Source organism: Magnetospira sp. QH-2, from assembly GCF_000968135.1.
In the GTDB taxonomy this organism is placed as follows: Bacteria; Pseudomonadota; Alphaproteobacteria; order Rhodospirillales; family Magnetospiraceae; genus Magnetospira.
Map to the genome: position 1 here is coordinate 2,745,008 of NZ_FO538765.1, position 15,049 is coordinate 2,760,056.

The following is a 15,049-nucleotide window of genomic DNA, read 5'->3' on the forward strand; positions in this document are numbered from 1 at the left end:
TAACAGAATGCCTATTATTTAATCTTTTGATCGAAGCGGCCTGGCGATACCTCCCAGGTTTCAGCCGTTTCTCGGTTGGCATGCCCCCTGCATTAACAATACTAAAGGCATCTAGGGTTCCGGTTTTCCGCCTGTCTGATGGGCAATGGGGAATGTCTGGTCCGAGGGTTGCCATCCGGACGATCCGTCCGGACACACGGCGGGACAAAAGCCCGGGAGAGTACCAGTTCGAGAAGCCGCGCTTGGCGGACCCGACGGAGTCTCTCCCTCTGGACCCGCAAACCGCCAACCTCCCTTTTGGTGCTCTTTCGGCAAAGCGATTGATGGATCGAATAACCGAAGGAGAGAAGGCATGCGACGTTCGTTCAGAAATCTGATGGCCGGTGCCCTGTGCGCCGTGGCCCTGGTGGCCAGCAGCGCTCAGGCAGCGGAGAAGACCTCGTTCAAGGTCATGTGGTCAATCTATGTGGGCTGGATGCCCTGGGGCTATGCGGCCGATAGCGGCATCGTCAAGAAATGGGCTGACAAGTATGGCATCGACATCGAGGTGGTGCAGATCAACGACTATATCGAGTCCATCAACCAGTACACCGCCGGAGCCTTTGACGCGGGCGTAATGACCAACATGGATGCCCTGACCATTCCGTCTGTCGGTGGCGTGGATACCACGGCGTTGATTGTCGGCGATTTTTCCAACGGCAATGACGGCATCGTTTTGAAGGGTGGAACGTCGGTAAAGGATCTGAAGGGCCGCTCGGTCAATCTGGTGGAATTGTCCGTCTCCCACTACCTGCTGGCGCGGGGCCTGGATAGTGTCGGTCTTTCGGAAAAGGACCTGACAGTGGTCAATACCTCCGACGCCGACATCGTGGCCGCCTATACCGGTTCCGATGACGTCAATGCGGTGGTCACCTGGAACCCGCAACTGAGCGAAGTGGCCGCTCACAAGGGTTCCACCAAGGTATTTGATTCCTCGGGCATTCCCGGCGAGATCATTGACATGCTGGTGGTCAATACCGAAACCCTGAAAGCCAATCCCAAGTTTGCCAAAGCCCTGGTCGGTGCCTGGTATGAAACCATGGCCGTCATGAGCGCCGATGATGCCAAGGGCAAAGCCGCCCGCACCGTCATGGGTCAGGCCGCGGGCACAGACCTCGCCGGTTACGAGGCCCAGTTGGCGACCACCAAGATGTTCTTTGATGCCGCCGACGCGGTGACCTTCGTCAAGAGCTCCACCCTGCCCCAGACCATGGACTATGTGGCCAAGTTTTCCTTTGACCACGGTCTGCTCGGCGAAGGCGCGCCCAACGCCGAGGTGGTGGGCATTCAGTTTCCCAACGGCTCGGTGTTCGGAGACCATGGCAACATCAAGCTGCGTTTCGACGCCAGCTACATGACCATGGCCGCCGACGGCAAGCTGTAGAGCCATAGGACAGGAAAGGACGGCGGCATGCGCAGGGTGATCAATCAGCGACCGGGCAAGGCGGGAAAGGTCTTTCTGACTCTGTTGCCGTTCGCGTTGCTGATCGGCGCCTATATGGTGGGGTCGGACATGCGTCTGGCGGAAAACCCCAACGACAAACTGCTGCCGTCCTTTTCCAAAATTGGCGACGCCATCGAGCGTATGGCCTTCACCCCGGATAAACGCACCGGCAACTATCTTTGGTGGGTGGATACGGCCTCTAGTCTGACCCGCATGGGGCTGGGCATCGGTATCGCCACCCTGTTCGGTCTGCTTTTTGGGGTGGTCAATGGTCTGATCCCCTATGTGCGCGCCACCCTGGCACCGCTGATCGCCGTTCTTTCCTTGATACCGCCCATGGCCATCCTGCCGGTGCTGTTCATTGTTTTCGGCCTCGGTGAAGTGTCCAAGGTGGTGCTGATCGTCATCGGTATCGCCCCCTTTCTAATGAGGGACATGGCACTGCGCGTGGCCGAACTGCCCGGTGAACAGATCATCAAGGCGCAGACCCTGGGCGCCAGCACCTGGGCCATCGTGGTGCGCGTGGTACTGCCGCAGATGCTGCCCCGGCTGATTGATTCCGTCCGGCTGGCCCTGGGCCCGGCCTGGTTATTTCTGATCGCCGCCGAGGCCATCGCCGCCACCGACGGACTGGGCTACCGCATCTTCCTGGTGCGCCGCTATCTGGCCATGGACGTGATCTTGCCCTATGTGGCCTGGATCACCCTGCTGGCCTTCACCTTCGATTGGCTGCTGGTACGCCTGCAAAGCCGTGCCTTCCCCTGGATCGCCGTCGGCAAGGAGCGCTCATGAGCACCGTCAGCCTGAACAAGATCTGGAAGGAATATCCCGGCGCCGTGGTGTTGGAAAACATTGACCTGGCGTTCGCGCCGCGCTCCTTCGTTTCCCTGGTCGGGCCGTCAGGCTGCGGCAAGACCACCCTGTTGCGCATGATCCTGGGCCAGGAGGAACCGACCCGGGGCGAGATCCTGCTCGACGGCGAACCGCTGGTCGCCGAACCAGGGCCGGACCGGGGCGTTGTATTCCAGCGCTATTCGGTCTTTCCCCATCTGACGGTGTTGCAGAATGTCATCCTGGGTCGCGAATTCGAGCAATCGGCTTTTCTCTCCCGGCTGTTTGGCGCCGCCAAGCGCCGCGCCGAAGACGAAGCCATGACCTTGCTCAAGGCCGTCGGCCTGGAAGCCGCCAAGGACAAATACCCCGCCGCCCTGTCCGGCGGCATGCAGCAGCGGCTGGCCATTGCTCAGGCCTTGATGAAAAAACCCAAGGTGCTGCTGCTGGACGAGCCTTTCGGTGCCCTGGACCCGGGCACCCGCACGCAGATGCACGAGCTGATCCTCAATCTGTGGCAAGACACCCCCATGACCGTGTTCATGGTCACCCATGATATCCGCGAAGGCTTCCACCTGGGCACCCGGTTGATCGCCTTCGACAAAGTGCGCGAAGACCCGGACACGCCCAACGCCTATGGTGCCACGGTAACCTTCGACTTGGACCTGGACCGGGCGCGCCCCGACCAAATCGACCAATTGACCGACCAACTGCGTGAAAAAAAGGAAACGACCGATGCTTGATTCCGTTCTCCACCTGTCCTCCCGCCGCCATGGGGTGACCCGCGATGAGCGCCGCTTCCACCATCCGGACTTCGACAAGATGCAAGCACGGGGCTGGAAGGCCGCCTTGGCCGAAGGGGAACTGCCCGAGGACGCCTGGAAGAACGAACAGGCTCATGCCTTGGAGAACGGCCTACAGGGCGCCGATTCCATCGAGGATCGGACCATCCCCACCTTCGCGCGGGGCGAACTGCCCCACTTCGCCGGGATCAATACCTTCCTCAAGGCTCCCTATGCGGAGAACGTCCGCGAGGTCGGGCGCTATGACGCGGCGATCATGGGCGTGCCCTTCGATGGCGGCACCACCTATCGCCCCGGCACCCGCTTTGGCCCCCAGGGCATGCGCAAGATTTCCGCCCTCTACACCCCCTATAACTATGAAATGGGTGTCGATCTGCGTGAACAGATGACCCTGTGCGACGCCGGGGATGTCTTCACCATTCCGGCCAATATTGAAAAGACCTTCGATCAGATCTCCAAGGCCATGAGCCATGTGTTTTCGTCGGGGGCCATGCCCATCGTCCTGGGCGGCGACCATTCCATCGGCTATCCCACCGTACGTGGCATTGCCGAATGCACCACCAAGAAGATCGGTATCATCCATTTCGACCGCCATGCGGACATTCAGGAAAAAGACCTGGACGAACGCATGCACACCACGCCCTGGTTCCATGCCACCAACATGGACAACGTCCCGGCCACCAATCTGGTGCAAATCGGTATCGGCGGCTGGCAGGTGCCGCGCGAGGCGGTCAAGCAGATCCGCGAGCGTGATACCAACGTGCTGACCATGCGCGACGTGGAGGAACTGGGCCTGGACAAGACGGCCGAGATGGCCTTGGAATGGGCCTGGAAAGACGCCGATGCGGTCTATTTGAGCTTCGATATCGACTGTGTCGACTGCGGCTTCGTGCCCGGCACCGGCTGGCCGGAACCAGGCGGATTCCTACCCCGCGAGGCCTTGTCCTTGGTCGGCAAGGTGGCCGCCGAGGGATTGTGCGGCATGGAAGTGGTGGAAGTCTCCCCCCCCTATGACACCTCTGACATTACCTCGCTGTTCGGCGCTCGGGTCATTGTCGATGTGCTCGGCACCTTGGTGGCCCACGGCAAGATGGGCGCGCACAAGAACATCATCGACAAGCCGGTTACGCTCTAAGGAGGCTCCCATGGATCACGACGAATACCATTTGGTCGAGCGGGCTTTTATCGACGGCTTCCGGGGTGCACCGGACAAACAGGCATTCCTCAAGCTGTCGCGGATTCCGCTGGAAGTCGAGGGCGAAGGATTGAAGCTGGTGGAAGTGCGGATCGAGGATACCCACACCGTCGGCACCGCTTCGCCCGGGTTCGGGGCGCCGGAGCTGGTCTATCACCCTCTGCCGGCCGAGATGGTGGTCACCAGCACAGGGTTATCTTTTGTCTATGTGTCCATGAAGGAACGCCGGGAAATGTCTTTGGCCGATCTGCTGGCATTGCGTGGCGAAAGTATCGACCAAGGGACGGACCATCACCCCCATCATGCCCATTGACCAGGCCCATTGATCAGGCCCTGAGGCGCCTGTCCTCTTCCGGGATCTCGCCGCCCAGTTCGACCCGGTTGCGGCCCTGGTCCTTGGCGGCATAGAGGGCCTGGTCGGCCTGATGGACCAGGCTATCCACCGATTCCATGCCGCGTGCGGTGCCGACGCCAAAGCTGGCGGTTTTGTGGCCCACGCCCTTGAATTCGTGGTCTTCGATGGCTGTGCGCAGCTTCTCCGCCGTGGCTGCCGCCCCGGCCAGGGTCGTTCCGGGACAAACAATCAAAAACTCCTCGCCGCCCCAGCGCCCGACAATATCCACGTCGCGGCAGCTGTCTTGGAGGATGCCCGCCAGATCCTTGAGCACCCGATCACCGACCAAATGGCCAAAGGTATCATTGACCGCTTTGAAGTGGTCCATATCTGCTAGAATCACCGACAGGCATTCTCCGTAGCGTTTGCATCGATTGATCTCGTTTTGCAGCACATCATCCATATGCCGACGGTTCGCCAGGCTGGTCAGCACGTCGGTGGTGGACATTTGCTCCAGTTGCTGTTGGTGCTGGCGGATCTCACGCATGATCTGCACTTCCCGGCGCAGGATCCACAGGCCGATCAACAGAGCCAGGATCCCCGCCCCCAGGCTGAGTACCAAAAGCCGTTGCTGCGAGGCGCCAATTTCATTTTGCAGGGAAATCCCCTCTGCCTTGGCGGTGCGCTCAATCACTGCCACGAAGCTGTTCAGCTTGTCGATCACCACCGTCTGACCGGCCGTGGCGTCCTTGATTTCCTGGCGCATTTCTGCCGGAGGCACGCCATCGACAATGCGGGCCATGGCCGCTTCCACCAGCGGATGGGCGAGGCGGATTGTTTCTTCCGCATGAGCCAGGGCATGGCGCTCCTCGTCGGTCATGCCCCATTTGTCGAGCACGGCGCGGGCAGCCAGGAATTTCGTGGCGATACCCTTGAACAGCTGGTACTGCTCATCGCGATCGAAAAAATCATCCAGGGTGCTGGTAAAGGTCAGCCGATAGGAGCGTTCCAACACGGCTTCGCGCATGGAAAAGGCGGCCAACACCTTCTCGCGATAGGCCGTTCCTCGCTCCCATTCCTTGTGCACCGTGGCATTTTGGCCCAACGCAATCAGCACCACCCCGACCATGCAAAGCAGCACAACGGAGAAGGCGGCAACAAGAATGATGTTGCGTCGGTGGAGCGGCTGTTCCATGAAATTTTTATCACACCTCAATTATTGAGCCGAATATGATGCCTGATAGAACGAATTTCAATTATACTTTCGAGAATACTCCATAGAGGTAAAGTAATTTTATCTCTTGTTACTTGCCCTAACCTGAGACTGACGCGCCATGAAATATCTCTCCCGATTGATGACCTGCCTGGTCACCCTCCTGATCGCATCCCCCGGCCAAGGCGCGGAGGCGCCGAAGGTGGTGGCATCCATCAAACCGATCCATTCCCTGGTCTCCGCGGTCATGGCGGGCGTGGCTGAACCGGGTTTGTTGATTGACGGCGAAGCCTCGCCCCATGGTACCAGTCTTCGCCCTTCCCAGGCCCGGGCCCTGCGCCATGCAGACCTTATCTTTTGGGTCGGACCGGACTTGGAGCAGGTATTGGAAAAGCCCATCGCCGCGCTGAGCGATGAAGCGCGCGTATTTGCCCTTGAGGAGACTCCGGGCCTGACGCTTTTCGGCTTTCGGGGAGCAAAAGAGGACCATGAAGAGGCGGCGCACGAAGAGCATGGCCACGACGAACATGGGCATGATGACCACGGCCATGGGGAAACGGATTTGCACATCTGGCTCGATCCGATGAATGCTCAGGCCTTGGCCCATCATGTGGCGGACATCCTCTCGGCAGCGGACCCCGCTCATGGAGCAACATACAAATCCAATGCCGCCCGCCTCGCCAAGCAGCTCGAAGCATTGGGCGCGGAATTGGCAGCGACCCTCAAGCCGATCCAGGCCCGCCCGTTCATGGTCTTCCACGACGCTTATCGCTATTTCGAGGAACGGTACGGATTGCAAATGGTGGGATCCATGACCATCAGCCCCCATTCCCCGCCCGGTGCCCGCCATGTGATGGAGGTTCGCGACAAGCTCAAGGCATTGGGCAACACCTGTCTGTTCAGCGAACCTCAATTCGAGCCGCGTCTTGTCCATCGGATCATAAAAGGGACGAAAGCGCTAACCGGCGCGCTGGATCCGCTGGGCGCCGACATCGAGGCCGGGCCCGATCACTATTTCAAGCTGCTGCGGGGCCTGGCCGACTCTTTCCGACGCTGCCTGGACCGGGCGGCGGATGGAAGCGCCCTCCGGTAAGGGGGCGCGGGCAACCCGTGGTACCGGGATAGGTGATCGGCAGGCCACGCTTGCAACGCACGGCCATGAAGGCGAAGGCCTGGGCCTCGATGGCATCTCCGTCCCAGCCGACCTTTTCCACCGGCTCCACCGGCACGTCCAGGGCTCGGCGCAAGGCATCCATCAAAACCGGGTTGTGACGCCCGCCACCACAGACCAGCCAGCGCTTGGGCGGCTTGGGCAGATGGCGCCGGGAACGGGCCACCGACTCGGCGGTAAAGGCGGTCAAGGTGGCCGCGCCGTTCTCGGGCGACAATTGTGCCGTGGGAGCCGCGTCAAAGGCCTCCCGGTCCAAGGACTTGGGTCCCGAGGCATCGAAATAGGGATGGGCCAAGAGGACCGATAGGATCTCGGCATCCACCGATCCGCGCCGCGCCATGTCGCCATTGGTGTCTTGGGCGACACCTGTATGGCGCAAAACCCAATCATCCAGCAAGGCATTGCCGGGTCCGGTATCGAAAGCCACCAGGTCGCCTTCGTCCGGGCCGATCCAGGTGACGTTGGCCACGCCGCCCACATTGAGCACGGCGAGCGGTTTATCCTGTTTATGGGCCAACGCCCGGTGATAGACCGGCACCAGCGGCGCGCCCTCCCCTCCGGCAATCACATCTTGAGTGCGGAACCCGGCCACGGTCTCGATGCCCAGCGCATCGGCCAGCAATTCGCCATAGCCGATCTGCCAGGTAAACTTGTTCTCGGGCTTGTGGGTGATGGTATGGCCATGAAAGCCGATCAGGTCGATATCCAAGGGGGACCGGCAATGATCGGTCAAAAAGGTCTTGATGGCCTCCACATGGCGCAGGGACAATTCGCGCCCGGTGGCTTCGATGGCTCCGTCACGATCCTTGGTCCGCCCCAGCAGACCGCGCAGCTTGTCCCGGAACCCGGAATCATAGGCATAGGTGGCGCTGGGGCCCATCAATTCCACCCGTTCGCCATCGGTGCGCAGCAGGGCGATATCGATGCCATCCATCGACGTGCCGCTCATCATGCCGAGTACCGTATAGGTCCTTGCTTCCGTCATGCCTAGGAGTGTGGTAGGGATGCGGCCTTCCGACAAGCAAATTCCTCAGGATTCACACCATGAGCGCCCTTTCTTCCGATTTTCTGCGTATTCTCACCGAACGCGGCTTCATTCATCAATGCACCGATACAGAAGCGCTCGACGCCCGGCTGAACGAAGGGTTGCTCACCGCCTATATCGGATTCGACTGCACGGCCTCGAGCCTGCATGTGGGATCGCTGTTGCCGATCATGATGCTGCGCTGGCTGCAAAAGACCGGTCACAAGCCCATTGTGCTCATGGGCGGCGGCACCACCAAGGTGGGTGATCCGTCCGGCAAGGACGAATCCCGTCAGTTGCTCACCGCTGAGAAAATCGGCGAGAACATGGCCGGGATCAAAAGGGTGTTCGAGAAATACCTGAGCTTTGGCGACGCCCGGGGCGATGCCATGATGGTCAACAACGCCGATTGGCTGGATGCGTTGAACTACATCGATTTCCTGCGCGACTACGGCCCGCACTTCACCATCAATCGCATGATGACCTTTGATTCGGTGAAGCTGCGCCTCGAACGGGAACAGCCGCTAACCTTCCTGGAATTCAATTACATGATCCTCCAGGCCTATGACTTCGCCGAACTGGGCCAGCGCCACAACTGCGTCCTCCAGATGGGCGGTTCCGATCAGTGGGGCAACATCATCAATGGCGTGGAATTGGGACGAAGAGTCAATAACCAACAGCTGTTCGGCCTGACCGCCCCCTTGCTGACCACCGCATCCGGCGCCAAAATGGGCAAGAGTGCCGCCGGGGCCATCTGGCTCAACGATGATATGCTGGGCAACTTCGATTTCTGGCAGTACTGGCGTAACACCGAGGATGCCGATGTGGGCCGCTTCCTGCGCCTGTTCACCGAGCTGCCCATGGACGAAATCACTCGCCTGGAAACCCTACAAGGCGCCGAACTGAACGAGGCCAAGAAGATCCTGGCCAACGAAGTGACCGCCTTGGCACGGGGCAAGGGCGCCGCCGAGGCCGCCGCCGAGACGGCCCGCAAAACCTTCGAGCAAGGGGTGCTGGCCGACGACCTGCCCTCCATCGACGTTCCCTTGGCGGAACTCGAAGAAGGCATTGCCGCCTTTGCACTGATGACCCGCGCCGGTCTGACCCAATCCAATGGCGAGGCCCGGCGCCTGATCAAGGGCGGTGGCGCCAGACTTAACGACCAAGCGATCAAAAACGAGACTCAGGACGTCACCCATGCGGACCTGGGCGACGGCGTACTCAAGCTATCGGCGGGCAAGAAGCGGCATGCATTGGTGCGGGGGGTATAGCCAATCATTGATTGGCGCAGCTGCGGCGACTTCTACTTCTCGACAATAGGGATTGTCCGTCGCGCGCCTTGCCGACAAGCGTCTACAAACCGGCCTCAAACATACCGATTTTCTTTAGCCCGCTATCGCCCGCCCGCCACGTCCAGCAGGGTTCCGGTGACATAGGAAGAGCCATCGTCGAGCAGCCAGACGATGGCTTCGGCGACCTCTTCGGCTGTGCCGGGGCGGCCCAGAGGCATGGCGGCGGCGAGGTCCCGTGCGCGCTCCGCCCAACCGCTGTCGGCATGGATCTCCGTCTCGATGAGGCCGGGCCGGACGGCATTGACGCGAATGCGGCGCGGCGCCAATTCCTTGGCCAGCCCCACGGTCAGGCTGTCCATGGCCCCTTTCGATCCGGCGTAATCGACGAATTCGTTGGGCGAGCCGAGCTTGGCCGCGATGGACGATAGATTGACGATGGCTCCGCCGTCGGCCAGCCTTCTTGCCGCCTCGCGGGCACAAAGGTAGGCACCGAGAATATTGACCTCGAACATATGCCGCAGGCGGGCGACGCTCATCTCCGCCAAGGGCATCAATGGCGCCACGATTCCGGCATTGTTGACCAGGCCGGAGATCGGCCCGAAGGCGTTCTCCATGGCGTCGAACAGGGCCAGCACGTCTTGTTCATCGGAGACATCGCCTTTGAGCAGGACCGCCTGCCCGCCAGCCTCTTTTACCAGCGAGGCGGTTGCCGTGGCCGCTGATTCGTTGTCCCGGTAGTTGATCCCCACATGCCACCCCCGGGCACCGCAAAGGATCGCCGAGGCGCGACCGATGCCTCGACTGCCGCCGGTGATGAGGATGTTCCGAGTCACCCGCCGCCGCCAAGCCCGTGGGGTTCCGGAGCCAGATAGGTGATGCGGTGCAACAGGGCCTTGTAGCGCTCCTTCTGGGCCTCGCCATAGATGGGGCTTTCACGATCATCGAAGGCCTTGTCGATTTCCACCCAGTCCCCGGCGGACAGCTTTTCCAAGGCCAGTGGCAGGATTTCCGATTCCTCCATCCGGGTGTGCACCCGCCCCAGATTGAGATGGGAATCGGCCAGGTCGCAGAACCAGGCCAGTGACGCGTCATCATCAGGCTTGACGGCGGTCAGGGCCTCTTTCATCTGATTGCGGATGGTTTCTTCCTGACGATGATGGCGGATCAACAGGTCCAGACGCTCCACCGACGCTGGCACTTTGGCCCGAAGGGGCGCGAACAGGCATTCCTCCTCCTTGGGATGGTGATAAACCCCGAGGAAATTATCCATATAGTCAAGAATGAGCCTGTAGAGCTCCGCGTCAAAGGAAATACGCCCGGCCCGCAGGTCATTGACCAGTTCGCCGAACAGATGGGTCACCGTGTGAAAGCTCAGGTGCTCGGCACGGATGGCCTGGATGGCCAAGGGCAGTTCCGGAGCTTCGGGATGGACGGTTCGGATACCTTCCAGTTCCCGCCACAAATCCACGTCCCGCTCATGAGTCCAGGGACGCGGATCACGAATGCCAAGCGCCTCCTCGTAAGCGCGCGAAACGTTGAACGGCAGGCAATGATCGAAAATGCGCCAGTCCCCGAATGACGGCCGGAGATGCTCACCGACAGCCGTATAGACCGTACGCAAATCCTCGCCCCGGGCCACGCCCTCGCGGACCGTATCCCACAGGTTCACAAGGTACCGATCCGTGCCCCCGAGGGCGTCGTCAACATCGGTTGGTGTCTTGGCCACCGGCCCGCGTCCGGGCACCAGGATCTCGGGGCTCAAGGCCTCGAGCACCTCCAGGGTATCGCTCCATTCCCGCATATACCCATCTCCCACGTAGGGAGACGCCCGAAAGCCCACCAAATCACCGGCGAATAAAACGCCCCGCTCGGGAATCCAAGCCACCAGATCCCCCGCCGTATGACCGCGTCCGGGATGCAGCAAATGGACCTCCAGGTCGCCCAGATCAACGATTAGTTCCAGGTCGAAGATCAAGGTTGGATGTACCGGCCCGGATTGCCCCTCCTCGTCCGCGCCTGCGAACAGCCTCGGGAAACGCTCCTTTTCAGACTGATAGTCCGTTTCACCGCGCTCGACCAGCAGATCGCGGGTGCCGTGGGAGGTGATGATTTCCGGCGATCCCAGCGCCGAGGCGCCGCGCACCCGCACCGCATGATGATGGGTCAGGGCTAAGTATTTGACAGGCAGATCCGTGACCTGGGCAATGCGATCATGGAGCGCCGCCACCTTGGTCCTTGTGGCCAGGACATCGACCACCAAGACGGCGTCACGACCGATCACCACCCCGCAATTGGGGTCGCCCTCGGCAGCATGCACATAGACTCCCTCGGCCACCGGCTCGAAGGTGACCGGGCTTTCCGTGCGGTCATCGCGGGAGGCGAAACTCTTGACCATGGTGGGCGCTCTCCTCGTTCTCAGATACCCAAATAAGCCTGCTTGACCTGATCATCCGCCAGCAGGTCGGGCCCGCGCCCGGTCAGGGTAATCCGACCGGTCTCCAACACATAGCCCCGATCGGCGATACCCAAGGCGGCAAAGGCGTTCTGTTCGACCAGCAAGATGGTGGTGCCCTGGGCCTTCAGGTCGCGGATGATATTGAAAATCTCCGTCACCAACACCGGTGCCAAGCCCATGCTGGGTTCGTCCAACAACAACAAACGCGGCCGGGCCATCAGCGCCCGGGCGATGGCCAGCATCTGCTGCTGCCCGCCGGACAGGGTTCCCGCCGCCTCCCCGCGCTTGTTGCGCAGGATGGGGAAGGTATCGTACATGCGTTCCATGTCCTCGGCCACGGCGGCTTTGTCCCGGCGACTGTAGGCGCCAAGGCGGATATTGTCCTCCACAGCAAGCGGCCCGAACACCTGTCGGCCCTCTGGCACCTGGGCAATGCCCAACGATACCCGCTTGGCGGCGGGCATGCGGGAGATATCGTCGTTCTCGAAGCGGACCGCCCCGGCACTCAGGGAATGCAGCCCCGAAATGGCCCGCAACAGGGTCGATTTTCCCGCCCCGTTGCCGCCCACCAGCGCCACCAACTCGCCCTGATTTACTTCCAACGCGACATCGTGCAGCGCCTGAATACGGCCATAGTGGCAGGACAGGCCATCGATCTTGAGCATTTCCATCAAGCCTGGCCTCCCAGATAGGCCGAAATGACTTCCGGGTCGTTGCGGACCTTGTCCACCGTGCCCTCGGTCAGCTTGCGGCCATAGTCGAGCACCAGAATATGATCGGAAATGCCCATGACCATGCGCATGTCGTGTTCCACCAGCACCACGGTGATCCCCTGCTCCGCCACCCGCCGGATGACATCGTCCACCTCGCGGCTTTCGGTCGGATTGAGACCCGCCGCCGGTTCATCAAGCAACAGCATCTTGGGTCGCGCGGCCAGGGCCCGGGCGATCTCCAGGCGTTTCAGCGCGCCATAGGGCATGGCATCGGCATCGGCGCCGACAAAATCATCCAACCCGACAAAACGCATCAGGTCGGCAGCTTCCTCGCGTAGGGCCTTGTCGGCACGGCGGATTCCCTTCAAGCCGAACAAAGCCGGGAAAAAACCCCGGTTGAGATGGAGATGCGCCCCGACCATGACGTTTTCCAAGGCTGTCATATTGAAAAAGACCTGCAAGTTCTGGAAGGTGCGCGACATACCCCGCGCGGCCAATTCCGACGACCGATGGGCGGTCACCTCCTGGTCGTTGAAAAAGATCCGGCCGCTGGTGGGCACATAGATGCCGGTGATCAGGTTGAACAAAGTGGTCTTGCCCGCGCCGTTGGGGCCGATGATCGAATGGATGGTGCCCGACTCGATGGCGAAGGTCAGCCCGGCGATGGCATGCACGCCGCCGAATTCCTTGTTCAATCCCTCCACCCGCAGCAAGGTCATGTCCGCCTCCGCTTCAAGGCGTTGATGATCGTCGGCAGCAGGCCCTTGGGCATGAAGATCATCACCAGCATGAGAATCAGGCCGAAGATCAGGTGTTCATAATCCTCCAACACGGTCAGCACCTGGGGCAGCAGGGTCAGGATCGCCGCCCCGATGACCGCGCCATAGGTGGAGGCCATGCCGCCCAGCACCACCATCACCACGAATTCGATGGAATGGAAGAAGCTGGCGATCTCCGGCGTGATGAACTGGCTGTAAAAGGCGTTGAGCGAGCCGACGACACTGGCGAAAACCGCCGAGACAACGAAGATCAGGACCTTGTAGTGGCTGGAATCCACGCCCACCACTTCGGCGGCCACTTCCGAGCCATGCACCGCGCGCAGGGCCCGGCCCACCGGTGAATCCACCAAATTGAGCGCCAGCCAGACAGAGACCCAAAGCAACCCGCCGATCATCCAATACCAATCCCCCTCGTCGGCCGGTTCCCAGCCGAACAGGTTGAGCGCCGGGACCACCATGCCGTCGGGGCCGCCGGTGATCTGGTCCTCGATATTGATAACGATGGCGATGATGATCCCCATACCCAGGGTCGCCATGGCCAGATAGTGGCCTTTGAGCTTAAGGATCGGTCGCGCCAGAACGAAGGCCAGCAGCCCGGTGCCCACCGCCGAGACCCCCATGGCCGTCAGGGCGTCCCAGTCATGATTGGCGGTCAGCACCCCAGCCCCGTAGGCGCCCAGTCCGACGAAAGCGGCATGGCCCAGGCTGATCTGCCCGGCATAGCCGATCAACAGGTTCAGCCCGACACAGACGATGGCATTGAAGCCCACATTGATCGCCACTTCCATATGGAACGGATTGTCGAGCAGCAGCGGCAGGGACAGAATCGCCGCCGCCAGCAGCCCCAACCCGCCGGTCTTGGGATGCAGCAGCCGGGTCATACGCGATCCGTCCCGCGCTTGCCCAACAGACCGCTGGGCCGGACGAACAGCACCAGCAGGATCAACACAAAGGCAATGGCGTCTTTGTATTCAGAGCTGATATAGCCCGCGCCCATGGCTTCGGTGATGCCGACGATCAGGCCGCCCAACACCGCCCCCAAGCCATTGCCCAGGCCGCCGAGAATGGCCGCCGCGAAGCCTTTCAGGCCGAGCATGATGCCCACCTCGAAATTGGTCAGGGTAATAGGCGCGACCAGAATCCCCGCCACCGCCCCCAGTGCGCCGGACAGGGCGAAGCTGACGAACAACACCACCGAGACATTGATTCCCACCAGTTGCGCCGCGTCGCGGTTATGGGAGGCGGCGAGAATGGCCTTGCCCATCAGGGTGCGGTTGAAGAATTGGAATAGTCCGACCACAACGATCGCCGACACCCCCAGCACCCACAGGCTCTGTGGCAACAAGGTGGCGCCCAGCACATGGATCGGTTCGTCGCCGGAGAAAGCGGGCAGGGCATGGTATTCCTTGCCCCAGACCACCTGCGCCAGGCCTCGCATGGCAATGGAGGCACCGATGGTGATGATGATCAGGGTGACCACCGAGGCGCCCTTGGCCGGTTCCACCGCGAATTTTTCCAGCAGCATCCCCAACAGCCCCGCCAAAAGGATCGCCGCCAGCATGGCCATTGGCATGGGCAGCCCCAGGCCCATGAAGAACACAGTCCCCATGCCGCCGACCATGACGAATTCGCCTTGGGCGAAGTTGATGACATGCGAGGCATTGAAGATGATCGAGAAGCCCAGCCCCACCAGGGCATAGGTCGCCCCGAGGGTTACTCCCGAAAACAAAAACTGTAGAAATTCCGCGACCATGGT

The 15,049-nt window shown here is 61.1% G+C and carries 15 protein-coding genes and 1 riboswitch; of the genes, 7 read left to right on the top strand and 8 right to left on the bottom strand.

What is annotated here, in order from left to right:
• The first annotated feature begins 100 nt into the window (after positions 1 to 100).
• Positions 101 to 221, top strand: a riboswitch (guanidine-I (ykkC/yxkD leader).
• A gap of 131 nt (positions 222 to 352) precedes the next feature.
• The 5 genes from MGMAQ_RS12945 to MGMAQ_RS12965 are packed head-to-tail and all read left to right on the top strand — an operon-like array spanning position 353 to position 4,625.
• On the top strand, positions 353 to 1,423 hold the full coding sequence (locus MGMAQ_RS12945) for a putative urea ABC transporter substrate-binding protein (RefSeq protein WP_046021861.1): 1,071 nt from the start codon (positions 353 to 355) through the stop codon (positions 1,421 to 1,423).
• A gap of 27 nt (positions 1,424 to 1,450) precedes the next feature.
• Positions 1,451 to 2,275 (top strand): ABC transporter permease, encoded by an 825-nt coding sequence (locus tag MGMAQ_RS12950; protein WP_046021862.1) that lies wholly within the window; start codon positions 1,451 to 1,453, stop codon positions 2,273 to 2,275.
• Complete coding sequence (locus MGMAQ_RS12955; protein ID WP_046021863.1) at positions 2,272 to 3,057, top strand: ABC transporter ATP-binding protein; 786 nt, start codon at positions 2,272 to 2,274, stop codon at positions 3,055 to 3,057. Before MGMAQ_RS12950 ends, MGMAQ_RS12955 begins: the two co-directional genes overlap by 4 nt.
• Positions 3,050 to 4,252, top strand: a complete 1,203-nt coding sequence (locus MGMAQ_RS12960) for an agmatinase family protein (protein ID WP_046021864.1) — start codon at positions 3,050 to 3,052, stop codon at positions 4,250 to 4,252. The genes MGMAQ_RS12955 and MGMAQ_RS12960 overlap by 8 nt, the downstream gene beginning before the upstream one ends.
• Before the next feature lie 10 nt (positions 4,253 to 4,262).
• Positions 4,263 to 4,625 (top strand): hypothetical protein, encoded by a 363-nt coding sequence (locus MGMAQ_RS12965; RefSeq protein WP_046021865.1) that lies wholly within the window; start codon positions 4,263 to 4,265, stop codon positions 4,623 to 4,625.
• Positions 4,626 to 4,638: 13 nt separating this feature from the next.
• Here MGMAQ_RS12965 and MGMAQ_RS21550 read toward each other — a convergent pair whose 3' ends face one another.
• Positions 4,639 to 5,841, bottom strand: a complete 1,203-nt coding sequence (locus tag MGMAQ_RS21550; RefSeq protein ID WP_052716378.1) for a GGDEF domain-containing protein — start codon at positions 5,839 to 5,841, stop codon at positions 4,639 to 4,641.
• A gap of 139 nt (positions 5,842 to 5,980) precedes the next feature.
• Between MGMAQ_RS21550 and MGMAQ_RS12975 the strand changes: the two genes are divergently transcribed.
• Entirely contained in the window at positions 5,981 to 6,952 is a 972-nt protein-coding gene (locus MGMAQ_RS12975; protein WP_046021866.1) for a zinc ABC transporter substrate-binding protein, read from the top strand.
• Here MGMAQ_RS12975 and MGMAQ_RS12980 read toward each other — a convergent pair.
• Positions 6,876 to 8,015, bottom strand: a complete 1,140-nt coding sequence (locus MGMAQ_RS12980) for an anhydro-N-acetylmuramic acid kinase (RefSeq protein ID WP_046021867.1) — start codon at positions 8,013 to 8,015, stop codon at positions 6,876 to 6,878. The genes MGMAQ_RS12975 and MGMAQ_RS12980 overlap by 77 nt on opposite strands.
• 59 nt (positions 8,016 to 8,074) lie before the next feature.
• Between MGMAQ_RS12980 and tyrS the strand changes: the two genes are divergently transcribed.
• Complete coding sequence (gene tyrS, locus MGMAQ_RS12985; RefSeq protein WP_046021868.1) at positions 8,075 to 9,325, top strand: tyrosine--tRNA ligase; 1,251 nt, start codon at positions 8,075 to 8,077, stop codon at positions 9,323 to 9,325.
• Between the two features lie 122 nt (positions 9,326 to 9,447).
• Here tyrS and MGMAQ_RS12990 read toward each other — a convergent pair whose 3' ends face one another.
• The 6 genes from MGMAQ_RS12990 to MGMAQ_RS13015 are packed head-to-tail and all read right to left on the bottom strand — an operon-like array spanning position 9,448 to position 15,046.
• Positions 9,448 to 10,179 (bottom strand): SDR family oxidoreductase, encoded by a 732-nt coding sequence (locus MGMAQ_RS12990; RefSeq protein ID WP_046021869.1) that lies wholly within the window; start codon positions 10,177 to 10,179, stop codon positions 9,448 to 9,450.
• The gene (locus tag MGMAQ_RS20115) at positions 10,176 to 11,741 is read right to left on the bottom strand and encodes an MBL fold metallo-hydrolase (RefSeq protein WP_065814695.1); all 1,566 of its coding nucleotides are present in this window, start codon (positions 11,739 to 11,741) and stop codon (positions 10,176 to 10,178) included. The genes MGMAQ_RS12990 and MGMAQ_RS20115 overlap by 4 nt, the downstream gene beginning before the upstream one ends.
• A 20-nt stretch (positions 11,742 to 11,761) precedes the next feature.
• Positions 11,762 to 12,466, bottom strand: a complete 705-nt coding sequence (locus MGMAQ_RS13000) for an ABC transporter ATP-binding protein (protein ID WP_371258400.1) — start codon at positions 12,464 to 12,466, stop codon at positions 11,762 to 11,764.
• A gap of 5 nt (positions 12,467 to 12,471) precedes the next feature.
• Complete coding sequence (locus MGMAQ_RS13005; RefSeq protein ID WP_046021871.1) at positions 12,472 to 13,233, bottom strand: ABC transporter ATP-binding protein; 762 nt, start codon at positions 13,231 to 13,233, stop codon at positions 12,472 to 12,474.
• Positions 13,230 to 14,174, bottom strand: coding sequence for a branched-chain amino acid ABC transporter permease (locus MGMAQ_RS13010; RefSeq protein ID WP_046021872.1), 945 nt, complete (start codon positions 14,172 to 14,174; stop codon positions 13,230 to 13,232). The genes MGMAQ_RS13005 and MGMAQ_RS13010 overlap by 4 nt, the downstream gene beginning before the upstream one ends.
• Positions 14,171 to 15,046 carry a branched-chain amino acid ABC transporter permease gene (locus tag MGMAQ_RS13015; RefSeq protein ID WP_046021873.1) on the bottom strand — a complete coding sequence of 292 codons (876 nt, stop codon included), beginning with the start codon at positions 15,044 to 15,046 and terminating at the stop codon, positions 14,171 to 14,173. The genes MGMAQ_RS13010 and MGMAQ_RS13015 overlap by 4 nt, the downstream gene beginning before the upstream one ends.
• Positions 15,047 to 15,049: the final 3 nt, after the last annotated feature.